At 59.8% G+C, this 22,200-nt stretch carries 22 protein-coding genes and 3 pseudogenes; 17 read left to right on the forward strand and 8 right to left on the reverse strand.

The window, feature by feature from the left end:
• Positions 1–153 precede the first annotated feature (153 nt).
• On the forward strand, positions 154–909 hold the full coding sequence (locus AC1D1L_RS26230) for a Crp/Fnr family transcriptional regulator (protein ID WP_136622685.1): 756 nt from the start codon (positions 154–156) through the stop codon (positions 907–909).
• 3 nt (positions 910–912) lie between these two features.
• Here AC1D1L_RS26230 and AC1D1L_RS26235 read toward each other — a convergent pair whose 3' ends face one another.
• Positions 913–1,431 (reverse strand): hemerythrin domain-containing protein, encoded by a 519-nt coding sequence (locus AC1D1L_RS26235; protein ID WP_006329234.1) that lies wholly within the window; start codon positions 1,429–1,431, stop codon positions 913–915.
• 150 nt (positions 1,432–1,581) lie between these two features.
• On the opposite strand from AC1D1L_RS26235, the gene ccoN reads away from it, so the two are divergent.
• The 13 genes and pseudogenes from ccoN (at position 1,582) to AC1D1L_RS26300 (ending at position 11,521) form a co-directional block, all read left to right on the forward strand.
• Positions 1,582–3,192: a cytochrome-c oxidase, cbb3-type subunit I gene (gene ccoN, locus AC1D1L_RS26240; RefSeq protein ID WP_199201320.1), complete on the forward strand. Its 1,611-nt coding sequence runs from the start codon at positions 1,582–1,584 to the stop codon at positions 3,190–3,192.
• Between the two features lie 11 nt (positions 3,193–3,203).
• Positions 3,204–3,935, forward strand: coding sequence for a cytochrome-c oxidase, cbb3-type subunit II (ccoO, locus tag AC1D1L_RS26245; protein WP_027033461.1), 732 nt, complete (start codon positions 3,204–3,206; stop codon positions 3,933–3,935).
• A gap of 10 nt (positions 3,936–3,945) precedes the next feature.
• Positions 3,946–4,095 (forward strand): CcoQ/FixQ family Cbb3-type cytochrome c oxidase assembly chaperone, encoded by a 150-nt coding sequence (locus AC1D1L_RS26250; protein WP_027033462.1) that lies wholly within the window; start codon positions 3,946–3,948, stop codon positions 4,093–4,095.
• A gap of 2 nt (positions 4,096–4,097) precedes the next feature.
• The gene (gene ccoP / locus AC1D1L_RS26255; RefSeq protein ID WP_019856557.1) at positions 4,098–4,961 is read left to right on the forward strand and encodes a cytochrome-c oxidase, cbb3-type subunit III; all 864 of its coding nucleotides are present in this window, start codon (positions 4,098–4,100) and stop codon (positions 4,959–4,961) included.
• A gap of 203 nt (positions 4,962–5,164) precedes the next feature.
• Positions 5,165–6,730, forward strand: coding sequence for a cytochrome c oxidase accessory protein CcoG (gene ccoG, locus AC1D1L_RS26260; RefSeq protein WP_436175218.1), 1,566 nt, complete (start codon positions 5,165–5,167; stop codon positions 6,728–6,730).
• On the forward strand, positions 6,727–7,224 hold the full coding sequence (locus tag AC1D1L_RS26265; RefSeq protein WP_477344245.1) for a FixH family protein: 498 nt from the start codon (positions 6,727–6,729) through the stop codon (positions 7,222–7,224). The genes ccoG and AC1D1L_RS26265 overlap by 4 nt, the downstream gene beginning before the upstream one ends.
• Complete coding sequence (locus AC1D1L_RS26270) at positions 7,221–9,521, forward strand: cation-translocating P-type ATPase (protein WP_477344246.1); 2,301 nt, start codon at positions 7,221–7,223, stop codon at positions 9,519–9,521. Before AC1D1L_RS26265 ends, AC1D1L_RS26270 begins: the two co-directional genes overlap by 4 nt.
• Complete coding sequence (ccoS, locus tag AC1D1L_RS26275) at positions 9,518–9,673, forward strand: cbb3-type cytochrome oxidase assembly protein CcoS (protein WP_136622694.1); 156 nt, start codon at positions 9,518–9,520, stop codon at positions 9,671–9,673. The genes AC1D1L_RS26270 and ccoS overlap by 4 nt, the downstream gene beginning before the upstream one ends.
• A gap of 20 nt (positions 9,674–9,693) precedes the next feature.
• Positions 9,694–9,958 (forward strand): annotated as a pseudogene (locus AC1D1L_RS26280) (alpha-hydroxy-acid oxidizing protein); the annotation flags it as partial.
• Positions 9,959–10,248: 290 nt separating this feature from the next.
• Complete coding sequence (locus AC1D1L_RS26285; protein ID WP_199201601.1) at positions 10,249–10,461, forward strand: hypothetical protein; 213 nt, start codon at positions 10,249–10,251, stop codon at positions 10,459–10,461.
• Positions 10,422–10,604 (forward strand): annotated as a pseudogene (locus AC1D1L_RS26290) (fumarylacetoacetate hydrolase family protein); the annotation flags it as partial. The gene AC1D1L_RS26285 and the pseudogene AC1D1L_RS26290, both read left to right, overlap by 40 nt.
• 4 nt (positions 10,605–10,608) lie before the next feature.
• Positions 10,609–11,208: pseudogene (locus tag AC1D1L_RS26295) on the forward strand (MBL fold metallo-hydrolase); the annotation flags it as partial.
• Positions 11,209–11,251: 43 nt separating this feature from the next.
• Positions 11,252–11,521 carry a type IV toxin-antitoxin system AbiEi family antitoxin domain-containing protein gene (locus AC1D1L_RS26300; protein WP_244748507.1) on the forward strand — a complete coding sequence of 90 codons (270 nt, stop codon included), beginning with the start codon at positions 11,252–11,254 and terminating at the stop codon, positions 11,519–11,521.
• 297 nt (positions 11,522–11,818) lie between these two features.
• On the opposite strand, the gene AC1D1L_RS26305 is transcribed toward AC1D1L_RS26300, so the two are convergent.
• The 3 genes from AC1D1L_RS26305 to AC1D1L_RS26315 all read right to left on the reverse strand — a co-directional run bounded on the left by AC1D1L_RS26305 (position 11,819) and on the right by AC1D1L_RS26315 (position 14,276).
• Complete coding sequence (locus AC1D1L_RS26305) at positions 11,819–13,006, reverse strand: Fic family protein (RefSeq protein WP_477344247.1); 1,188 nt, start codon at positions 13,004–13,006, stop codon at positions 11,819–11,821.
• A 712-nt stretch (positions 13,007–13,718) separates the two neighbouring features.
• A complete protein-coding gene (locus AC1D1L_RS26310; RefSeq protein WP_199201325.1) occupies positions 13,719–13,898 on the reverse strand; it encodes a hypothetical protein in 180 nt (59 codons plus the stop codon).
• 159 nt (positions 13,899–14,057) lie between these two features.
• Complete coding sequence (locus AC1D1L_RS26315; RefSeq protein WP_244748511.1) at positions 14,058–14,276, reverse strand: hypothetical protein; 219 nt, start codon at positions 14,274–14,276, stop codon at positions 14,058–14,060.
• A 451-nt stretch (positions 14,277–14,727) separates the two neighbouring features.
• Here AC1D1L_RS26315 and AC1D1L_RS26320 point away from each other — a divergent pair, with 451 nt between their 5' ends.
• A complete protein-coding gene (locus AC1D1L_RS26320) occupies positions 14,728–15,183 on the forward strand; it encodes an Lrp/AsnC family transcriptional regulator (protein WP_199201326.1) in 456 nt (151 codons plus the stop codon).
• 226 nt (positions 15,184–15,409) lie between these two features.
• Positions 15,410–16,369 carry an aminotransferase class IV gene (locus AC1D1L_RS26325; RefSeq protein WP_436175220.1) on the forward strand — a complete coding sequence of 320 codons (960 nt, stop codon included), beginning with the start codon at positions 15,410–15,412 and terminating at the stop codon, positions 16,367–16,369.
• A gap of 837 nt (positions 16,370–17,206) precedes the next feature.
• On the opposite strand, the gene AC1D1L_RS26330 is transcribed toward AC1D1L_RS26325, so the two are convergent.
• From AC1D1L_RS26330 to AC1D1L_RS26345, 4 genes are all read right to left on the reverse strand, one after another.
• Entirely contained in the window at positions 17,207–18,376 is a 1,170-nt protein-coding gene (locus tag AC1D1L_RS26330; RefSeq protein ID WP_477344248.1) for a restriction endonuclease, read from the reverse strand.
• 19 nt (positions 18,377–18,395) lie between these two features.
• Positions 18,396–19,871 (reverse strand): hypothetical protein, encoded by a 1,476-nt coding sequence (locus AC1D1L_RS26335; protein WP_477344249.1) that lies wholly within the window; start codon positions 19,869–19,871, stop codon positions 18,396–18,398.
• Between the two features lie 178 nt (positions 19,872–20,049).
• Positions 20,050–20,508: a hypothetical protein gene (locus AC1D1L_RS26340; RefSeq protein ID WP_477344250.1), complete on the reverse strand. Its 459-nt coding sequence runs from the start codon at positions 20,506–20,508 to the stop codon at positions 20,050–20,052.
• Between the two features lie 57 nt (positions 20,509–20,565).
• Positions 20,566–21,168 (reverse strand): hypothetical protein, encoded by a 603-nt coding sequence (locus AC1D1L_RS26345; protein WP_477344251.1) that lies wholly within the window; start codon positions 21,166–21,168, stop codon positions 20,566–20,568.
• A 118-nt stretch (positions 21,169–21,286) separates the two neighbouring features.
• Between AC1D1L_RS26345 and AC1D1L_RS26350 the strand changes: the two genes are divergently transcribed.
• A complete protein-coding gene (locus tag AC1D1L_RS26350; protein ID WP_477344252.1) occupies positions 21,287–21,793 on the forward strand; it encodes a helix-turn-helix domain-containing protein in 507 nt (168 codons plus the stop codon).
• Positions 21,794–22,200: the final 407 nt, after the last annotated feature.

Genomic DNA, 22,200 nt, shown 5'->3' on the forward strand with positions numbered 1-22,200 from the left:
TGGTCCGCCGTTTTTGCCTCGCCGGAAGTCTGGACGCGTCGAAGAGCCAAAGCCCTGATTTCGGTCAGCCTCCAGCACGGACAAACTGCCGCAAGGATTTCTCTGCCATCGCTTGCTATCCTGCCGAAACTTGGGATCGGTAGCGCGAGCGTAATGACAGTACGGCAAGACATTCACAGTTCCGGCATTCCCGTTCTTTGCCTGTCTTGCGCAGCACGACATCGCGGCGTCTGCGGTGCGCTCGATCCAAACCATTTGGTTGGGCTCGCCAAAACTTCGTCGCGGCACAAGCTCGAGCCGGGGGTCGAACTGATCGCCGACGCCGAGGCCGTCGACAGCTATTCAAACTTGCTTTCAGGCGTTGTGAAGCTGACGAAGTGCCTTTCGGACGGCCGCCAGCAGATTGTCGGTCTTCGGTTCGCACCGGATTTTCTGGGACGGCCCTTCAAGGTGAAAAGCACGATCAATGTGGAAGCGGCAACCTCCGTCTCGCTGTGCTCGTTTCCGAAGGCGGCCGTTGAACGGATAATGAAGGAATCACCGGGACTCGAGCATCGCCTGCTCAAGCAGACGCTGGACGAACTCGACGAGGCACTTGAATGGATGGTGACTCTCGGGCGCAAGACCGCACCGGAGAAGGTGGCGAGCTTTCTCCTCATGATCGCCCGGAATATGGATTCCAGTATCGACCCGGCGGCTGGGTCGGCATGCTTCGATCTGCCGCTGACACGTGCCGACATCTCTGATTTCCTTGGACTGACGAACGAGACCGTGAGCCGCCAGCTTACGCGATTGCGGGCTGACGGCGTGATCCGGATCGAGAACAAACGCCATGTAACGGTCGACAGCATGAGCCGGCTGGAGCAGCGCTGCGGCGGCCGAGGCGCGCGGCAACCGGCCTTTGAATGAGACCTAAGCGTCGGGGCCCTCGTCGCTTATTACGATCCGCGGCAGGACATGCTCGCGTTCGAAAGCGATGTGTCGCCGCAAGCCTTCGAAGAAGCCGCGTAGCATGAATCCGACAGCTTCCGCGCTCTCTATCGGATCACCATGACCGATCGCTAGGAGCGTTTCGGCCACCTCGCCAGCGAAGCATTGATCCTCAAGGTGCTCGATGCGCAACCGGCTGGTAGAGGCAAGTTTGGCCTCGGCCGGAGTCAAGTGCGCCTCATACGCAGGGAAAATCACCCTCTCCTCAAACCCATGAATGTCACGGAGCAGCGGAACGATCTTCTTGGCCGTTCCAAGACATTTGAGGCGGTCGACGTTCGGCAGTGCATCGGCAATGCTTTCCAGCGAGAAGCAGAGCTCCAGCTTTTCCCGATGGGCAAGCTTCATGACCTCGCCCGGAATCGCCTCTGTGCCGGCCTGGCGCGAGAAAGCCGCACTTGTCCATGAGCGGGTTGGCCCGTGCTGCGTTTCCTTGTTCAAATCGCCACCTTCTGATTGCCCCGAACTCGATGCTGCCCGAAGCAAAATCGTGCGGCTCTGACATGGATCAGGGCGAGCAGGCGGCAACTACGGAATTAATGCACCGCGGATTTGGCGTCCGCGCATTGGAATCCTGGTCGGGGACATGTCATGAAATTCGGCACGGAGATCGTCGTTCTAAGCCTGTTTGCTTTTGCGGCCCTGGTGGCTGCCGGCTTCGGCGTAGAAGGACCTTTTCGCCAGCATATGGGGGTTTTGTTCTTCGCCGTGGCTGGCTTTACCGCGATCCTGCTGCGCAACACAGATTTCAAGCCGGCGGCTCCGATCGACACCTCCGCCTACATGGATGGCCCGATCCGCTACGGAGCCATTGCAACGGTATTCTGGGGCGTCGTCGGCATGCTCGTCGGTGTGATCATTGCCCTGCAGCTGGCATACCCTCACCTCAATATCCAACCCTGGTTCAATTTCGGCCGTTTGCGGCCGCTGCACACATCCGGCGTCGTCTTCGCCTTCGGCGGCAACGCTTTGCTTTGCACGTCTCTCTATGTCGTGCAGCGCACGTGCCGCGCCCGGCTGTTTGGCGGCAAACTGGCCTGGTTTGTGTTCTGGGGTTACCAGCTGTTCATCGTCATGGCCGCGACCGGCTACCTGCTCGGCATCACCGAAGCCCGCGAATACGCCGAACCCGAATGGTATGTGGATCTCTGGCTGACCATCGTCTGGGTCGCCTATCTCATCCTGTTCCTCGGCACGATCCTGAAGCGCAAGGAACCGCATATCTACGTCGCCAACTGGTTCTACCTGTCCTTCATCGTGACAATCGCGATGCTGCATGTGGTCAACAATCTGTCGATGCCGGCCTCCTTCCTCGGCTCGAAGAGCTACTCCGCCTTCTCCGGCGTCCAGGACGCCTTGACGCAATGGTGGTATGGCCACAACGCCGTCGGTTTCTTCCTCACCGCCGGGTTCCTCGGCATGATGTATTATTTCGTGCCAAAGCAGGCGAACCGGCCGGTCTATTCCTACCGCCTGTCGATCGTCCACTTCTGGGCGATCATCTTTCTCTACATCTGGGCCGGCCCGCATCACCTGCATTACACCGCCTTACCCGACTGGGCGCAGACGCTCGGCATGGCGTTCTCGATCATGCTGTGGATGCCGTCATGGGGCGGTATGATCAATGGCCTGATGACGCTGTCTGGCGCCTGGGACAAGCTGCGCACCGATCCGATCATCCGCATGATGGTGATGGCAGTCGCCTTCTACGGCATGTCGACCTTCGAAGGTCCGATTATGTCGATCAGAACGGTCAATTCGCTGTCGCACTACACGGACTGGACCATCGGCCATGTCCATTCCGGCGCGCTCGGCTGGGTTGGCATGATCTCGTTCGGCGCAATCTACTACATGGTGCCGAAACTGTGGAACCGTGAACGTCTCTATTCGCTGCGGCTCGTCACCTGGCACTTCTGGCTGGCGACGCTCGGAATCGTCGTCTACGCCGCGGTGATGTGGGTTTCCGGCATCATGCAGGGCCTGATGTGGCGCGAGTACGACGAGCAGGGTTTCCTCGTCTACTCCTTCGCCGAAACCGTCGCCGCCATGCATCCCTTCTACGTCATGCGTGCCATCGGCGGTGCGATGTACCTCACCGGCGCCCTGCTCATGGCCTGGAACGTGACCATGACCATTCTTGGCCACCAGCGCGAAGAGCAACCAATGCCAGGTTCCGAGCCCGCCCTCCGGCCTGCCGAATAGGGAGCCAGACAATGGGCTTGATGGACAAACACGCGATCATCGAGAAGAACGCCACGCTTCTTCTCGTTGGCTCTCTTCTTGTCGTGACCGTCGGCGGCATCGTCGAGATTGCGCCGCTTTTCTATCTCGACAACACGATCGAGAAAGTCGAAGGCATGCGGCCCTACTCGCCACTGGAACTCGCCGGACGCAACATCTATGTGCGCGAGGGCTGCTACCTCTGCCACAGCCAGATGATCAGGCCTTTCCGGGACGAGGTCGAGCGCTACGGCCACTACAGCCTGGCCGCCGAGTCCATGTACGACCACCCCTTCCAGTGGGGCTCGAAGCGCACCGGCCCTGACCTTGCTCGAGTCGGCAACCGCTATTCCAACGAATGGCACGTTCAGCACCTTATGGATCCACGTTCGGTGGTGCCGGAATCTATCATGCCTCGCTATGCCTTCCTGAAGGACGCGCCGATCGAGGTGAAGGACTTCTCGACGCATCTGGTTGCGAACGCGCGTGTTGGCGTCCCGTACTCCGATGAGATGATCGCGCACGCCAATGCCGATCTGATGGTCCAGGCCGACCCGAATGCCGATGCCTCCGGCGTCGAGAAACGCTATCCGAAAGCCAAAGTCGGTGATCTGGACGGCAATCCGCAGCAGGTGACCGAGATGGATGCCCTCGTCGCCTATCTGCAAATGCTGGGAACACTGGTCGATTTCAAGACCTATGACGATGCAGCCGGCTACCGCTGAGGGGGACGCAATGAGCTATAATTTGATGCGGGAATTCGCGGACAGCTGGGGTCTGCTTGCCATGGCGCTCTTCTTCGTCGGCTGCATTGCCTTTGCCTTGCGTCCCGGCGGCAAAACACAGGCCGATCAAGCCGCCCAGATTCCACTCAAGGACGACTGATCATGAGCAGCGAGCATATCGACGAAGTCTCGGGCATCTCAACGACCGGTCATGAATGGGACGGGATAAGGGAGCTCAACAACCCATTGCCCCGATGGTGGGTGATAACCTTCTACATCACCGTCGCTTGGGCGGTGGCTTATACAATTGCGTATCCGGCTTGGCCGATGCTGTCTTCCGCGACCAAGGGTGTGCTTGGCTATTCCAGCCGCAACGCTGTCAAGATTGAGCTGGCGGCTGCCGAAGCCGCCAAGGGCAAATATGTCGCGGCCATCCAGCAGAAGACCGTATCCGAGATTGCAGCCGACGACGCGCTGCGTGAATTCGCGGTAGCGGCCGGCGGAGCTACCTTCAAGGTCAATTGCGTGCAATGCCACGGCTCGGGCGCCCAAGGGTCGAAGGGCTTTCCAAACCTGAACGACGATGACTGGCTGTGGGGCGGCACGACCGAGCAGATCCAGCAAACGATCGCGCACGGCATCCGTTTCGCATCCGACCCGGATACTCGGCAGTCGGAAATGCCCCCCTTCGGTGACATCATCACGCCCGAACAGATCGCACAGGTCGGCGCCTATGTCGCCAGCCTCTCGGGCAAGGTCCAGGATGCAAGTCTTATCGAGCCCGGCGCCAAGGTATTCGCGGAAAACTGCGTCGCCTGTCATGGCGATAATGCGAAAGGCAACAAAGAGCTCGGCGCGCCCAATCTGACCGATGCGATCTGGCTCTACGCACCCGGCGAGACAGCCATCGCCGTCCAAGTCCGCGCGCCGAAGCACGGTGTCATGCCGGCCTGGATCGGGCGTCTCGGCGAGACCAAGGTTAAGGAACTTGCGGTTTATGTCCATTCGCTTGGCGGCGGAGAATAGGAACGGAAGCCTATTCTCGGCCCTCCCCGCCAAGCGACGGGGCCCGGCACGAGTCGGGCCCCGACACCATTCCGGCATGCGGCGATTGACCTGCAGCAAGGCGGCGCGGCCCACACGGCGAAGCGGGCTCACTGCAGACCGGACGTCTGTCGAAGCAGACAAGTCCGTCGCACAACGATGTCATAGGCCGCGCGCGAGTGGAGATGCACGTGCTGGATAAAACGCAGATGGAGCGGCTCGAGGCAAAAGCGGTCAACTCCGCCAAGACACGACAGCCGCTCTATGCTCCGCGCAAGAAAATCTTCCCTAAACGCGCCTCGGGCAGCTTTCGCCGCTTCAAATGGCTGGTGATGGCGATCACGCTGGGCATCTATTATCTGATGCCCTGGTTGCGCTGGGATCGAGGTCCGTTTGCTCCTGATCAGGCCGTGCTGATCGATCTTGCCAACCGCCGTTTCTACGTCTTCTTCATCGAGATATGGCCGCAGGAATTCTACTATGTCGCCGGCCTTCTGATGATGGCCGGCATCGGCCTCTTCCTGATCACGTCCACCGTCGGCCGCGCCTGGTGCGGCTATACCTGCCCGCAGACGGTATGGGTCGATCTTTTCCTAGTTGTCGAGCGGGCGATCGAAGGCGATCGCAACGCTCGCATGAAGCTCGACGCCGGCCGATGGACCGCGCGCAAACTGGTGCTGCGTGTGTCGAAACACGCCATCTGGCTGGTCATAGCGGCAGCTACCGGCGGCGCCTGGATCCTCTATTTCGCCGATGCGCCGACGCTGATCGGCGACGTATTCAACGGCACCGCCGCTTCGGTCGCCTACGTCACCATCGCGGTGCTGACGGCGACCACCTACACGTTCGGCGGGCTGATGCGCGAGCAAGTCTGCACCTACATGTGCCCGTGGCCGCGCATCCAGGCTGCCATGCTCGACGAGAATTCGCTCACTGTGACCTACAATGACTGGCGTGGCGAACCTCGTTCGCGGCACGCCAAGAAGGTCCAGGCTGCGGGGCAGCCGGTCGGTGACTGCGTCGACTGCAATGCCTGTGTCGCAGTCTGCCCGATGGGGATCGACATTCGCGACGGCCAGCAACTCGAATGCATCACTTGCGCGCTGTGCCTTGATGCCTGCGACGGCGTCATGAACAAGCTCGGCAAGGAGCGCGGGCTGATCTCCTATGCGACGCTGTCCGACTACAACGCCAACATGGCGGTGGCGACCGCAGGCGGCTCCGGTCCCGTGAAACCTTCACTCGTCAGAACGGCCGACAGCACATTCTCCGCCAGGTTGGCGCATTTCCATATTCGCAAGATCTTCCGGCCGAGGACCTTCTTCTACATGGGCGCGTGGACGGCGGTCGGGCTTGCCTTGATCTATTCGCTGCTGACGCGCGACCGACTCGAGATCAACGTCCTGCACGACCGCAATCCGCAATTCGTGACCCTGTCCGACGGCTCGATCCGCAACGGTTACACCGTCAAGCTGCTTAACATGATCCCCGAGCCAAGGACGATCGTCGTCACGATGCAGGGCTTGCAGGGAGCCGAAATGAGCGTCGTCGGCAGTGATCTGCCGGCAGCTCGCTTCTTCGCCATCGCGGTCGAACCCGACCGGCTGAACATGCTGAAGGTCTTCGTGCGCCAGCCAGCGGGTGAGGTTCGGCACGCTGCACAAACCTTCAAGTTCCGCGTCGAGGACAGAGCGAGCTTCGAATCGGACGAATACACCGCCACCTTCAACGCCCCGGAGATCGCCAGATGAGCACCAATACGCAAAAGGCGCGTGAGTTCACCGGCAGGCACATGCTGCTCACCATTCTCGGCTTTTTCGGCGTGATCATCGCGGTCAATCTCACGATGGCGACACTCGCCAGCACGAGCTGGACCGGCCTTGTCGTCGAGAACACCTATGTGGCCAGCCAGCAATTCAACAAAAAGGCCGAGGAAGGGCGCGCGCAGGCGGCACTCGGCTGGACCGGCAAACTGACGATCGCTCGGGGTGAGGTCCGCTACAGCTTGAGCGATACCACCGGCAAGCCGGTCCCCTTGCATGGCGTCAAGGTGCTGTTTCGCCATCCCGCATACGAGAAAGAGGACAAGTCCGTTACGCTCGCCCTCGCCTCCGGCGAGGAATTCGCGGCGCGGCACATGCCGAAGGACGGCGTCTGGATCGTCGAAGTCGACGCCGATGCCGGCCTGGCGCAACCCTATCGCGACGTCCGCAGGATCATGATTTCGCAAGGAGCGCTGCAATGAGCTGCTGTGCACCCGGCGCGGAACAGGCAATGGATCTGACCGGTACCACATCGGTCCTGCCATCTGGCCAGGAGATCAGGTTGGCGAGCCGCTTGGTTGGCGATGGTCTTCGCCAGACCGACCTTTCAGTACCGACGGTTCATTGCGCAGCCTGCATCCAGGCGATCGAGACGGCGCTGGCAAAGCTCGACAATGTCGAAGACGCGCGTGTCAACTTGTCGACGAAACGGGTGTCGGTCCGGTGGCGCGGCGAGGAGGTTCCATCATTCGTCGCCGCGCTTGGACGGCTGGGCTATGACGCGCACCTGTTCGATCCAGAGGCTGCCGGCAAGGACAAGACGCTCTCGGAACTGATCCGCGCCGTCGCCGTTGCCGGCTTTGCCGCGGGCAACATCATGCTGCTTTCGGTCTCGGTCTGGTCCGGCGCCGAAGGTGCTACCCGCGACCTGTTTCACTGGGTCTCTGCATTGATCGCCATCCCGGCGCTCACCTTTGCCGGCGGCATCTTCTTCCGCTCGGCCTGGAATGCACTGCGCCACGGCCGCATGAACATGGACGTGCCGATCGCGGTTGGGGTGTCGCTCGCTTATGCCATGAGCCTCTACGAGACGATCAATCATGGCGATCACGCCTATTTCGACGCCTCGGTTTCGTTGCTGTTTTTCCTGTTGATCGGCCGCACCCTGGATCACGTCATGCGCGAACGGGCACGGACCGCCGTGAAAGGCCTGTCCCAGTTGGCCGCACGTGGCGCCATGGTGCTGCGCGGCGATGGCGCGCGCGACTACCTGCCGGTTGGCGAGATCGAACCGGGCATGCACCTTCTGGTCGCCGCAGGCGAAAGGGTCCCTGTCGACGGCCGGATCATTCGGGGCGCGTCGGATCTCGACTGCTCGCTGGTTTCTGGCGAGAGCACACCAAAAACCGTGACGTCCGGGCAACAGGTTCAGGCCGGCACGCTCAACCTTACCGGCCCCCTGACCATCGAAGCGACCGCTGCGGCAAAGGACTCCTTCCTGGCGGAAATGGTCCGGCTGATGGAAGCCGCCGAAGGTGGTCGTGCGCACTATCGGCGGATCGCCGACCGTGTCTCGGCGCTCTATGCGCCGGTGGTCCATCTCACCGCCTTCGTGACGTTCCTTGGCTGGATGGCGGTAACCGGCGACTGGCACCGGGCAGTGACGATCGCGATCGCCGTTCTCATCATCACATGCCCGTGCGCGCTCGGCCTCGCCGTGCCGATCGTGCAGGTGGTGGCGGCGCGGCGCCTGTTCGAAAACGGCATCATGGTCAAGGACGGTTCGGCCATGGAACGCCTGGCCGCGATTGATACGGCGGTGTTCGACAAGACCGGCACACTGACGCTCGGACAGCCCAGGCTGGTCAACGCGTCGACCATCGATCCGGCGATGCTGGCGATGCTGGCGATCGCAGCCGACATGGCGGCGCACTCCCGTCACCCGTTCTCGAAGGCCATCGCCGCATTCGCGGGTTTTGCCGGCCAGCCGAAGCTGGAAGCCGTCAGCGAGCACCCGGGTCTCGGCATCGAAGCCACGACCGCGGACAGCACCTGGCGTCTTGGCCGGCGCGGCTGGGCCGGATGGAAAGCCCGGACCGGTGGCGAAGGCAAGTATGGCGGCTATGGCGGGACGGTGCTTTCGAAGAATGGGAGGATCGTCGCCTCCTTCACGTTCGAGGACGCTACGCGCGCCGACGCCAAGGCGGCGGTCGGACAATTGAAGGATGCCGGCGTGTCGGTCGAAATGCTGTCGGGCGATACCCCGGACGCTTGTGGCGATGTCGCAAGAATATTGGGCATCGACCGTTTTGTTTCGGCGCTGCTGCCGTCCGAGAAGGCTGAGCGGATCGAAGTGCTGACCAAGGCCGGCCACAAGGTCCTGATGGTGGGCGACGGGCTCAACGACACGCCAGCGCTGGGCGCGGCGCACGTCTCGATCGCTCCAGCCACCGCCGCCGATATCGGCCGCAACGCCGCCGATTTCGTGTTCCTGCGTGAAAGCCTTTCGGCAGTACCCCTTGCGCTGGACGTCTCGCGGAAGGCAGGGCGGCTGATCTGCCAGAACATAGCCATCGCGATCATCTACAACGCTGTTGCCGTGCCGATCGCCATTCTGGGGCATGTCACGCCGTTGATCGCCGCGATCGCGATGTCGGCCTCATCACTGCTTGTCATTGGCAATGCATCGAGGCTGCAAAGTTTTGTGCCAGACGAGCCAAGGAGAACTGCTCCGCCAGACAGGCGCCCCCACACTGGCACATTGGCGCAACCCTCATGACAATCCTGGTTTATCTCATACCTGTTGCTCTGTTGGCGGGCGGGCTTGGACTGTCTGGCTTCCTGTGGGCCTTGAGGTCTGGTCAATACGAGGATCTCGACGGAGCGGCCGAGCGTATCCTCATTGACCGGAACGAGCGGCCGGAACGCTGATTCAAGCCGCGTGCAGACGGTTACGTCGGGCACTGCCAACTGTGAAGCTGATCGCGTCGGGCGGGATCCGCGACGGCGTCGATGTGGCCAAGGCCATCCGCCTGGGCGCGGACATCGCCGGGCAGGCGGCCGGCGTGCCGCGCGCGGCGACGGTGTCCACCGAGGCGGTTGTCGCGCATTTCGAGATCGTCATCCGCCAGTTGGCCGTCGCCTGCTTCTGCACCGGCTCGGCTGATCTGGCTTCAGGCGCGCTTGTTGCCCTCGGCGCATCTGCCCGCCGGTTGATGCCGGCATCGCCCGCACGTGGCGGCGGGCGCCTCGGCTAACAGGGTAATTAGACGGCCTCATGTACTCAGGCGTGATCTGTAGAGCAGACGGTCGTCTATTCTCACCTATTCGACGACTGTCTTACAGTTCAGCCGTGTGCGGCTAAGACACGTTTGTTCGAAAACCGACGTGGGCGGGGCCGTGCCCATGTTTTCCCGTCTTTCAAGGAAGGTCCGCAAAACCTCTGTTGGCATGCCGGTTGCAAGGACCGTAAAGGACCCGCACGACCACGGCGGTCTAGCAGTAGCATGGCCGGCGAAGTTGGAAATCGCGTTGGCCGAAACGGCAAGTGCGCTGGTGCCGATGGCGATATGGAGGATGGAAACGCCGACGACGTAAAGCAGGAGCGGCGCGGCAAGGATCGAGCCGCCGCCGCCCAGAAGAACAAGCTCGGCGATGGGCGGGCAAACCTGTCTGTTAAGGCGGCGTCCGCTATTCCTGCATTGCCGAGATCCGCATGATCGAGACTATCGAGCAGGGTGCGGCAAAGGCACCTTTCATGCGATTCGGCGACACGGTCCGCATCGAGATGAGAGACAAGGCCGGCGACTCGATCTTCGGCGCGATTGAGCAGACGGTGACGCAACACAACAAGGAAGCCTGAGACCATGGCCAAGCAATTCGCATCTGTCGGAGATGTGGCAGAGAAAAAGATCTCCTTCACCGAGATCGGCCGCGACCTGTGGGCCTTCACCGCCGAGGGCGACCCGAACACTGGTGTCATCATCGGCGACAAATCGGTGATGGTGATCGACGCCCAGGCCACGCCGCGGCTGGCCGGCAAGGTGATCGAGAAGGTCAGGACCCTCACCGACAAGCCGATCAACTATGTCGTGCTGACGCACTATCACGCTGTGCGGGTTCTCGGCGCTTCGGCCTATGGCGCGCAGCAGACGATCATGTCGGAGAAGGCGCGCGCCATGGTCGCCGAGCGCGGGCCTGAGGACTGGAACTCCGAGTTCGGCCGGTTTCCGCGCCTCTTCCAGGGCCACGAGTCGATCCCCGGCCTGACCTGGCCAACGCTGACCTTCAACGACCGGTTAACGCTCTATATGGGCAAACGGCGGGTGGACCTTGAATTCCTTGGTCGCGCGCATACGGCAGGCGACATCGTCGCCTTCGTGCCCGACGCCAACGTCATGTTCACCGGCGACATCGTCGAGTACCATTCGGCCTGCTATTGCGGCGACGGCCATTTCGCCGACTGGTGGCGCCATCTCCTTCGAGCATGCCGACCAGCTTCTACAGGGTATGACGACGCTCTCGCCAAGGCGCATGGAGCAACTCTTGCGCAAATGCACGAGCGTCAAATTATGCAGACTGTTCTATTGGATGGCCGAGCGCCATTCCTACGCATGGCTGAAGAAGCTCCCCAAACCCGAAGCGCTCGACGAGCTTGGCCTTGGCAGGGGCAACAGAGTGCTGGTCGGAGGCGGCAGACTCGATACAAAATACCGCATAACGGTCCCGGAGGAGATGTGGGCGCGGCCAGCCCTTACTACAATCAAGTCCGGCTCCTAACGCGTGTCTTGCCGCTCGTTGCGGCGGAGACGTGTTTCGCCCTCAGAGGCGGAATCCGATCCGAGAAGATTTCGCTTTGTTTCCAAATAGTTGTGATTTGCGCAGCGGCAGCGCTAACCAACATAGGTACCAAAATATTTCTGCGGATTGTTTCGGTTCCCAATATCTATCCATCCTGCGCCCAATCGAACGGAGGTTTAAGCTTGCGGACCACGAACTCACCGAGCGCCCGAGCCGCGGCTGGACTCGCTGGAGTGACAAGGGCATCGGCAACACTATAGGCGCAGTTATGCAACGCTAAGTTTCCGGAAATAGCTTAGGAAACAGTTCGTCCAACGTGTCGACTGGGAAGCGTAGCGATACCGGTCCTTTCGGGGTATCGGACGCAAGCAGGCCAAGCTCGAGCACCTCGGTAAACACGCGGCGGGCCGTACGTTCCGGCAAGCCAGCGATACGTGAGGCCTCACCGCGATCGAACTCGCCGCGCAGAAGCGCCTCCTCGAGCAGCCGGAAAGCTTCTGGCTTCAGGTCGTAGCGTTGAACGAACCGCTGCAGACGCCGGGCAAGTTGGTTCAAATCGAACAGGCTGGACATGAAACTGACCTGATCGATGCATACGCGTAGAAACCATAAGGTAAAATCCGCCAGCGCCCGCATAGAAAGATTACCGCGGCCGTCGCGATCGCCTTGGCGTGGCATGTCGGCGTGATCCATCATGCGTTTATAGTCGCCGCGGCTTTCCAGACCCCGCGCCAGGCCTCGGGAAATCGACCACAGCCCGTGCGCGGCAATTCCTGCCTCATGGGCCATGGCGTGACTCATCAAGCGGCTGACGCGTCCATTGCCGTCAGGGAAGGGATGAATGTAATTGAACCGATGATGCGCGACCGGAATCGCCAATATCCTAGCCGCTTTGCCCGTACGTTGGAAGCGGTACCGGCTAGCGAAATGCTCCATGAACGCTTCGACGCGATCGCTTGACGGCGGCTGGTGGCGGCCGACAGTGACATCATGTTCGGGCTGTGATCGCCACCGACCCGGAACCATCAAGAATTCTCTGTCTGCGCCGCGAATGCGCAACATCGCCTCATCGGCGTCACGGTAGAATTCCGCATGCAGCCAGCGCAAAAAATCAAGCGAAGCCGGTTCTGGGAGCTGACCCTCTGCGGCCAGGCGATCGATTTCCCCCTGCAGTCGAACATGGGCCGCGGCTTCCACCTGCAGGTTGCGTCGTTCCTGGTCTTTGTCGAATTCGCCCGCGAGGGCGCGTTCGATGTCGCGGGGGCGCGTGTTGTGGCCCTCGATCAGGTTGCTGTAATAGGTGTTCATGATGCGCACGAGATCCGCCAGGTTCGCGGCCGTGCGCGGATGCAGCTTGGCGCCGAGAACCGCCGAGCTTGCTGACAGCTCAGCCAGCGCGTCGGAGATAGGCTCCGCAACGTCTTCCAGGCGCGCCGGCTCGATGCGCTGTACGGTCTCTTCCATAATTGGCCGATGTTAGATCGCGCTAAGTACGTATATGTCAACAGAAATTTTAGCTGAGCGCCCATAACTGGCCGATCATTTGGCCGATGTTTAGCGCTACCTCAGCTTCACCGAGACGGTTGATCGACGACGCCAATGCCGATGCCGATGATGGCCGATATTCGCTATGCTTAGCGCATTGATAGCGATCGGTAGGTCGATTTGGCCGATCGCTTGGCCGAACTTCGCCGGTCGCGCTGACTAGGATATACGACCAGGAAAATATAGGCGACTCCAAATGATTCTCCAGAGATTGCGGAGGCACGCGACGCTGCGACCAGGCTGCGCGAGGACTCGAACGAGGCAGCCCAATATCTGCTGAGCTCTGCGAGCGCGTGTGGAAACCCGATGCGGGCCGCCAGGTTCTCACGTTTGCGTTTGAGCGCGATCCATTCGCTCTCAAATCGCAACTGGCGTCTTTGACGCTGGATTTGAACCCACAATAAGTACGCGCCGACAAGAGCAAATACGCCTGTAAGCAACGTCTGCCAGTCATAGGCGCGCCGATGAACGGATTATGGAATTTCGGTAGCGGCTCCGCGCAGCGCTCGAACAGGCTCTGGGCAAGCGCGTTTTCGCAAGTTCGGCAGATTCACGCTATACAACCTCTGTCTTCTGCTCACGCGATACAGCTAGGCAGCGTGGGCAGTTCAGTCACCAATTCTGCGAAGCGTCAGACATGCGACGGCTCGCCGGCAATATATTCACCGGCGTTGGATGCCGGCTGGCGTAGCTCCGTTGCGTCGGACCACCAGGCTTGATCTCCGGTCTCTGCCTCCAGCAACCTGAGCAAAGCGCGATTGGCGGGATCGCGCAGAAACACCCGATAGCCTTCGGCAATCTCCGTAGGCAATCGGGTCGCGTTAGCGAGGCTGAGCAAAAGGGCCGAGCTGACGCGGATCGTAGCTGCAGACCGGATTGTCCGATGTGAGGAAAGGCGTGCTTGTCCTGTTGTGGAGCACCTCGAAGCCGAGGCGGAAACAGAGGTCGCCGAAATCCTTGAACTCACCTTTCATTGCCAGCAGGGTTGACGCCTATCGGCACGGCGCTCGAGCGGCGGAGGAAGGACGCCGAGTTCTTCGCCGATCTTGTGCTCGCAGCGAATTTTGGCCTCGATCATCAGCGCGTGCCGATCGCGCGTCGCCGGAACACGCGCGCGCAAGATCGTTTGCATGCCGAGCACGTTGAAGGAGATGGCGGCCGACAGGCGGCGTGCCGCGAGCGCCCGCACCGTTTTCCGGCCATCCGGTCTCGATGGTGTTCCACAGATCCTCGAAACAATGGTTTTCCTGACATTCCAAAGGACGCTAGTTTGTCCACAACGAACCGAGCCGTTTCATGCACAGCGAAATCCAGCTCTGGGTTTTGATGAAGATGCCTGCGCCAGACTGTGACTTCGTCGGCCAGGTGATAAAACTCTTCGACTGAGTGCTACTGAATCCATTCATCGACGTCTTACGTCCGTCGCAGGGTCAAGTGGTTGGCATCATGTGCAGAAATTTGCCGCAAGCGTTTGGAATAGTTTGGGCAAAATTTGCAGTGAAAAGAAATGGCCGCGTTTCCGCGAGGATTGCAATGATAGCACCCTAGGATTGAGCTAGCATTTCATTGAGCGTCCGATCTTGCAACGGCCGTTTCGAATCGATAACGCCACATCGGGGTTTCGCATCTAGGGTTTTGGTATGATAGATGATCTTGACCGGCGGATACTCGGCGCCCTTCAAAGGAACAACAGGCTGTCGTTCTCCGAGCTTGCGGACCTCGTGGGTTCGTCTGCCGCTTCATGCATGCGCCGTGTCAATAAGCTCCGCGCAGACGGAATCATCACCGCTGATATCTCCTTAGTCGACGCCAAGGCGCTCGGGAAGTCGCTGACCGTGGTCGTGACAGTGGAACTCGATCGTGAGCGTTTAGACCTTGTTGACGACTTCAAGCGGGCTATGAGGGCGGCAAAAGAAGTCACTCAATGCTATATGGTCACAGGCGATGCCGACTTCGTTCTTATTGTAGCGGTGGAGGACGTCGAGGCCTTCGACGTTTTTGTAAAGACCAAACTCTACACAAATCCCAATGTCCGCAAATTCAAGAGCATGATTGCCCTAGATCGGGTGAAGTTTGAGCCACGGGTGCTAGTGTAGCCCTTTAACGTTTCCCTCACTTCGATCCCGTTTTTGAAGCGTTCATTGCGGCGGAGGCGCCACTTTGATCGCAATCAATCCATCGAAGTCTGCGATTTAATTGTATCGGCGGCCGTACCCAAAGGCGGGCACGCGCGGTGTGCTGCCGTTTCGGAGCCGCTGGGGCAGTTTCGCGGCGGCGATTCGTGACCGCTTGTGCGGGATTGCAAGATTGGAGAACTAGGGAATGACAATTGCTGCAGCCGAACCTGCAACGGCTCTCCCAGCCATAGAGCAACGGCACCGGGATCTACGACATTATCCTCATGGCATAGCCTTCATGGATGGTCAGTACCTGCCGATGTCCGAAGCCAAAGTGTCCGTCCTGGACTGGGGTTTTTTGCATTCCGATGCCACCTACGATACCGTTCATCTATGGGACGGAAGGTTCTTCAGGCTGGACCTGCACCTGGACCGGTTCTTCCGCGGGATGGAAAAGCTCCGCATGAAGGTTCCCTACGACCGTAGTGAGATCGAGAAAATCCTGTCTACCTGCGTGGCGCTATCCGGGCACAAGTCGGCGTATGTGGAAATGGTCTGCACGCGAGGTGGCTCGCCCACCTTTAGCCGTGACCCACGCCAGTCGGAGAACAGGTTCATCGCATTCGCGGTGCCTTTCGGGTCGGTTGCCAGCAAGGAGCAGCTGGAGCGCGGCCTGCATGTCGCAATCAGCAACACCGTTCGGATCCCGCCCAAGTCGATCGATCCGACCATCAAGAACTATCACTGGCTCGATCTGGTGAAAGGACTGTTCGACGCGTACGACTACGGTGCCGAAACGGCATTGATCGTCGACATCAATGACAACATTGCCGAAGGGCCTGGCTTCAACGTTTTCACCGTCAAGGACGGCCGCTTGAAGACCCCGGCTTATGGCGTTCTTGCCGGCATTACCCGGCAGACCGTATTCGACCTATGCGATGAATTGGGCCTCTCCGTCAGCGCCGGCGACATTGATCGCGACGAATTGAAGGGCGCCGATGAGGTTTTCATCACGTCTACAGCGGGCGGGATCATGCCGGTGTCCAAGATTGACGAGACGGTTCTAGGCAACGGCAAGGTTGGCGCTCTAACACGCCAGCTGACCGACCTGTATTGGGAGAAGCATGCCGATCCGGCATGGTCGACCGCGGTAAATTACGCATAGTACGGCGATATATTGTCGAGCGTTCCTCCCCAGTGCGGGAGGGCTGTGCTGCCTTGAGTCTGCCGATGACCGACGCTTTCATTTCCCATCTCTCGAACGAACTGGCCGGCCTGAAGGCGGGGGGCCTGTACAAATCCGAGCGGGTGACGGGCCGCTACGCTCCTCTATTGAGGAGCTCCGCTTCGCGGCCCACAAACACCTAATTCAACGCTATCAATGGCATTGTGGAAGCAGTTTCCTTCCGGAAAAAAGGCAGCGAATGCGTCGACCAGACAGACGCCAAACTGCAACAGATTTGGAACTGCCTCTAAGTTCCATAAGATAGATTATGCGACTTTAATCACGATATACTTGCGTTGTTGCCATAGTAAGTCAGTCAAGGCTCTCCGCCATGCCTAGTTATATAGTGTCGGTATTTTATATACCTTGCCTACATTGGAAAATTATTTCACAGCCCTAAGCCTAGGTCCATAAAACTCGCTTTGCAGGTGAGTTTATTTCGGCTGCGTGGCCGGAGTTACTGTCGAATCGTGCCGTTTGCCCTGACCGGCGTCCGTTATGAGACTTCGCGGAATCGATGTCTATGCAATGGCCTCAGAACACGTCGACCAAGGGTCCTTGAGCGCTTGTCTGAATCCGGCCGCGGCCCATCCTTCCGTTTGCTGAGGACACGCCGGAGCTCTCCGTTCAGTTCGATACCCTTCAACGAGCTTGTCCCACTTCACCGTGTCCTGCGATGCATATTCCCAGCCTGAGCTCGGCCATGGTGTCAGGCAACGAGGATGTCGAGGTCGCCCCTGGCCATTCAAAAACTCTCGTGGTCAACTTGGTCAAATCCTATCTAAGCCGGAATTCGGCAATCAGGGCAGGACGAGCAGCAAGCAATCTCTCGAGGTGACTGTCGGGCCACATCTCTATCAGGGGAAGCGAGCCGTCCATGTTCTGCTTCTCTACCCACTGCACGGCGTCGGCTGTGAAGCGTCCCGTCGTCGCGATGATCAGGACGTCCACGCGCGGGTTCTCCCACAGCCTGGTCTGCTCTCGCGCCCCGACGACGTCCGGCAACGAAAGGCTCTTCGACAGCCAATGCTTGCATTGGATCACTATTCGCTGCCGGCGCGTCCCTGACAGCGGGTCCGTGGTGACCCGGGTCACGGAGAGGTCGCGCCCTCGGTCAGGCGCCCGGGTCTTCATGAGCCACTCGGGGTTTTCATATCCGACCTCATGGCTGATAAGGGCAAATATCAGGCGCTCGAAACCGTCGTCGTCAAGCTTTTTCCAGTCCAGCGCGATCGTGATTGGCCCTCGGGGCTTCGATGCAACTAGGTCCGCCAGATCCACTGCCTCGACAGGTACGGGCTCGTTGACGCCATACAGTCCCTTCCTCAACTCTGCCCTGACGTTTGGCCAGTCGTGGTTCTCGATGTCATACAAATCAGACGCTTGCCCGAACCCGAGGTGTCGACGCAGGTTCCCCCATCCCGACGGCCTTTGAACACTGCCCCCCAGCAGAACCTCGATTTCGTCTGCATGGTCGCGCAGAGGCTTCCAGAGGTGTTTCGGCATTGCTTTACTCGGCTCCGGGTCGCCGACTTCCTGGCGGACGGCGCGGAGGTCGATGTCGAACTTGTCGATTACGGCCACCAAGGCGTCCCGGATCAGCTCGCGACGCTTCTGGTTTAACCTAAACCTGTACTCGCGTAGCCCGCGGCCCGACTCCCAGACCGACGCCTCGAACTGAGCCTCCGCCATCGGGTCGCCCAGGTCCAGGAAGTCGAATCGTGTGCTGACAATTGCGTCCCAGTCCGGCGGGGAGACTTCAGGCAGCCACCCGTCGATCCTTGGCAGGGCGCCTATCAGGATCGAGAACGAACGGCTGCGGTCCTCATACTCCGGGGTCTCGCCTACGCTGATGCCGCCGGGGAACAGTTCCTGCAGCTCTTCCCACAGCTTCTCCGCCTTGGCGAGGTTCGCCTCCGCTGCCGCAAACTGCTTGAGAGCTTCCATGATTGGGCTGGCCATGAGGCTAGGCCTTCGATCCAGAGGGCTTGTTGTCGGCCCTGGCGTCTATCAAGACGACATCCTTGTGGCCCGCCAGCTGGAGCTCGTCCAGTATGGCATCGACCCTGATCTTCTCCTCTAGGCTGAAGTAGATGATGGCCTTGATCCCCTCCTTGGCGTCGCTTGCCGCTTGGTAGATTGGGAGCTGCTTCTCCAGATTCCGCTTCAGCGATGTGTTCTTCGCGAGCTTCATCTCGATCAGGGTCTTGTCGAAGGCGCCCCGCGTAATCTTGTAGTCGACCGGCCCGCGGCCGTCGTTCGCCTCGGCGCCCACGTCGGAGGGCGACCCAAACCATACCAGCCTTGCCAGTACGTGGAGGTCGCTCTCACGCTGGATGGCCTTCCCGGCGTGCCAGAAGATGCGGTGTCCACCCTTGTTCTCAATGACGTCCTTCAGGTACGCCAGACGTTGGTGTGTCTCCTCGTAGGTGCTTCCCGCAATCGAGTAGAACGGCGTAAAGTTCGCGAGGTCCCTCTGCAGGAGGCGAACCTGTTCCTCGAAGATCTGGCGCGTGAGCAGCACGCGCTCGGTGCTGATGTCGACGGCCTCGTCGCCGTTCTGCTCCTTGGTCTTGATGTAGTAGTCGACCAGCGCCGGGAACTTGATGATGGTCTTCACGGCCGCCTCATCACGCTCTCGCTGGCTAGGCTCCCGGTCCTTATGTCTGGCCATCACGGTTTCGAAATAGGCGAAGACCTGCCCCCTGAGCTCGTTGTCGGCGATCGCGGTCGGGATGTTTTCGAAGTCCCGGATCATGTCTGTGCGGTTGATCCAGTTCTCGTCGCGGGTCAGGATGTCCTTTGGGGTCAGCAGTACGAAGTCCTGGTCCCGCGCAAGCCAAGGCAGCTCGTACTGCCGGCGCTCCCACGCGTTGGTCTCGTAGCTAAAGCGCGCCTTGTCGACCCACACCTTCCTTCGCAGACCGGCGTCTATGTGCGCTAGGGCGAAGGCCTCCGTGTATCTGCAGAGGAAGTCCTTGATCAGGTTGGTGGTGAAGTCACTGATATTGTCGCGCCCCACGCCGCCCTGGACGAGGCAGACCTTCTCGACGTGGCTTCCCTTCGTGATTTTCTCCTCGCCGAAGTCCGCGAACAGGTCAGCCAAGTTGCCGCTGAGGGCGTTCGCGAACCCCTCGCCGAGCCCGGAGCCGCCGTTGCCGACAAGCGAGAAGCCAAGCCAGTTTTGCCTCACCTCCGAAAAGAAGAACCACGCTGCTATCAGGTCCTTATTGATTCTACCGGCGATCACAGCGTCGCGCAGAAACTTGATATACTTCAGGATGTCAGCATGGAGCGCTTGGTAGCAGGCTTCGGAGCTGTGAAAAAGCAGGAAAGGGTCGATGAAAAGCGGCAGGTCGTTGATTATCGAGACGTTAAACGCGCCGTAGTCGTCGACGTGATCGCGACTCACGCCAAAATACTCGTTAAAATAAGTTGCCATGGCATTCCCCCTCCGCATGTCTTCAAGGACATACGTTTGTCCGCAGCATTACCATCGTCTTCAGAGTGTGGCGATGCTGTCGTTATGCGCGACCTTTTGGTGGTTCACCCCAACTTTGTATAGCAGGGTGCGGGGGCTACGGAGGTCAGTCGGCGCCGCCGGTGGCTTTCCGGCCCACTCACTTGTGCGGCATGCAATAGACTCCCTCAGATACCATCAGTACCGCGCCACCCTTCAACTCGCTCAGTGCGCCGACCCATGCTTCTGAATAAGTTCGGCTGGCATCCACAGCCGTCAGCCAAAGAACGCGATTGTCGGCCAGTTCGACTTTAACTTCCTGCTGCAAAGGACTTGCCTGCACGGTCTGCTGATAGTGGCGCTTGATCCTGACATTGCTGGCCGGGAACTCAGCTTCGTTGCTGCCGTAGTTCAGCACAAATCCAGTGTGGTCCTCAGCCATTGAGCAACTGCCATCACGCTCACACACGATTTTGGCAGCGGTCTTGCAGTCCCATTTCAGTGAAGCGGGCCACATAGGATTGTCCACGCTTGATCGCGGCTTGTCGCTCTGGCCAGCCGCCGTCACCATTGCGCCTGTGTTCAAAATCACAGTGGACAGGAGAAGCGCCTTGTACACTACAAACCTCCTTGAATTGTCACCCCCATAGTGCCTTATCCTGCGTGATCGCCTGGCTTACGGCATGCTGAGATCGAACCAGCTTTTCTGACGCACGCCGTTCGCATCATCATACTCGATGAACCAGGGCTTTCCGCGCATCGGTCGAGGGATGGTGTAGTAGGTGGGGCCATTACCAGGGGAATGCCCTCGATCGTTTCCCGCGGTCTGGATTGTTGCCGCAACCACCTTACCGTCGATTTCGATTTGGACCGGACGTGTTCCGTCTCCATGATGCCCGCCGAGGGCGTTGTTTTTGAAAACAACGGGCAAGGAGAGCCTATCGGCCGCGATGCGGCAGATGTTCCGTTCTTGACCTAAGCCCGGCCGACCGGATTCGGGGCTGCCAACGGCTTGCCAGCCAGATGGACAATCCTCATACTTCTCAAATCTCGCCGCGCTGGAGTTGGCTTGCGGACAGGTCGGCCAATTAAAACCCGGGGCTTCCATCGCCGCAATCAACTTGTAAATTGGCGGGTGGCACGAGGGGGTGCCTTGCCAGTCGCCGGAAAGACATAGGAGGACCTGACAGCCCCATTCCGACGCTTTTGATTGGGATGGAAGAGCTGCGGCGCCCGCGATGGCGACGGCACCCCCCAGTAGGAGTTTGAGTATGGTCATAGCCTTTTTCCTCGCTGCGGATTTGACAGTTTACTATGGATGATCCGCGCGAAAAAGGACAGGTCGAAAAGGCAGGTTTGTGCGACTACATCGATTTATGAAACGAGACGACGGAGGCGTGGTCAACAACCCGTTGCGCGTCAACATTGCTCTGACGCTTGAGCGGGAGAGAGCCAAACGTGGCCTATCCCATATGCATATGGCCGAGCTGTTTCGGACCGCTGACGGCGAGAAACTCGCCTACCGAACCTATATTCAGACTGTGCGTCAGAAAAATAATGTCACGCTGACGACGCTGCAGATCATGGCAAACGCACTGCAAGTGTCATTTGCAGAACTGCTCGCCGGCGGGAAGAAGGTTGCGGAATGGGCGCATCAGTTGGACGACAATGCGATCCGCAAGCGTCTGGCGTATATCATCGAGATTGAGCGACAACGACGCACCTTACACCGCTATGAGATGGCCGAACTAATCGGCGTGGCGGAGGCGACATTCACGAAACTGGAACGCGCGAGCGGCAATATCAGCGTGGACACGATTGCGGCGATCGCCAAGGCGTTGAAACTTGATCCAGCGACCTTCCTCTTTTCCGAAAAGATCCCGCCTGGCGGAGCCGACATCTAGCCGCCTGACGAGTGTCCCTAAAGGGCCTGTAATACGCCCCCAGCCGGCGACCGCTCCCATGCCCCTGCCCGTCAGGCCCGGCGGCCGACTTTAGACTAGCACCCCCGCCGCGGCTGTCGAGCCGCTGCTGTCATCGTCGGCTGCTAGCCTGTTGCAGCGGCGGGGATGATAAGGGTTGACATGGACGACTGTGCTGGCGTCGGCTGATGAAGAGCTTTCCCTTGAGGGTCGAAACCATTGAGACAAGCCGTCAAACTTAGCCCGGTGTGATTGCCGGCGCGTGTAGAGAAGACGGGTGTCGTGGCCTTTTCCACAACTGCCGGTGTCACGCTTGCGCCGTCGTCGGCCACTTCCAGGGGTCGGTTCCGGTAGGGGGCGACCCAGATTCATCACTTTCGTGTCATGGT

This window comes from Mesorhizobium sp. P2_D6, assembly GCF_056404315.1.

Coding starts and splice junctions, on each gene's coding strand:
- AC1D1L_RS26285 (WP_199201601.1), top strand. CDS start 10,249: ATGGCCGGCGAAGTTGGAAATCGCGTTGGCCGAAACGGCAAGTGCGCT.
- AC1D1L_RS26345 (WP_477344251.1), bottom strand. CDS start 21,168: ATGACCATACTCAAACTCCTACTGGGGGGTGCCGTCGCCATCGCGGGC.
- AC1D1L_RS26335 (WP_477344249.1), bottom strand. CDS start 19,871: ATGGCAACTTATTTTAACGAGTATTTTGGCGTGAGTCGCGATCACGTC.
- ccoG (WP_436175218.1), top strand. CDS start 5,165: ATGCACGTGCTGGATAAAACGCAGATGGAGCGGCTCGAGGCAAAAGCG.
- AC1D1L_RS26270 (WP_477344246.1), top strand. CDS start 7,221: ATGAGCTGCTGTGCACCCGGCGCGGAACAGGCAATGGATCTGACCGGT.
- AC1D1L_RS26305 (WP_477344247.1), bottom strand. CDS start 13,006: ATGGAAGAGACCGTACAGCGCATCGAGCCGGCGCGCCTGGAAGACGTT.
- ccoN (WP_199201320.1), top strand. CDS start 1,582: ATGAAATTCGGCACGGAGATCGTCGTTCTAAGCCTGTTTGCTTTTGCG.
- ccoP (WP_019856557.1), top strand. CDS start 4,098: ATGAGCAGCGAGCATATCGACGAAGTCTCGGGCATCTCAACGACCGGT.
- AC1D1L_RS26320 (WP_199201326.1), top strand. CDS start 14,728: ATGATAGATGATCTTGACCGGCGGATACTCGGCGCCCTTCAAAGGAAC.
- ccoS (WP_136622694.1), top strand. CDS start 9,518: ATGACAATCCTGGTTTATCTCATACCTGTTGCTCTGTTGGCGGGCGGG.
- AC1D1L_RS26250 (WP_027033462.1), top strand. CDS start 3,946: ATGAGCTATAATTTGATGCGGGAATTCGCGGACAGCTGGGGTCTGCTT.
- AC1D1L_RS26300 (WP_244748507.1), top strand. CDS start 11,252: ATGACGACGCTCTCGCCAAGGCGCATGGAGCAACTCTTGCGCAAATGC.
- AC1D1L_RS26325 (WP_436175220.1), top strand. CDS start 15,410: ATGACAATTGCTGCAGCCGAACCTGCAACGGCTCTCCCAGCCATAGAG.
- AC1D1L_RS26265 (WP_477344245.1), top strand. CDS start 6,727: ATGAGCACCAATACGCAAAAGGCGCGTGAGTTCACCGGCAGGCACATG.
- ccoO (WP_027033461.1), top strand. CDS start 3,204: ATGGGCTTGATGGACAAACACGCGATCATCGAGAAGAACGCCACGCTT.
- AC1D1L_RS26330 (WP_477344248.1), bottom strand. CDS start 18,376: ATGGAAGCTCTCAAGCAGTTTGCGGCAGCGGAGGCGAACCTCGCCAAG.
- AC1D1L_RS26230 (WP_136622685.1), top strand. CDS start 154: ATGACAGTACGGCAAGACATTCACAGTTCCGGCATTCCCGTTCTTTGC.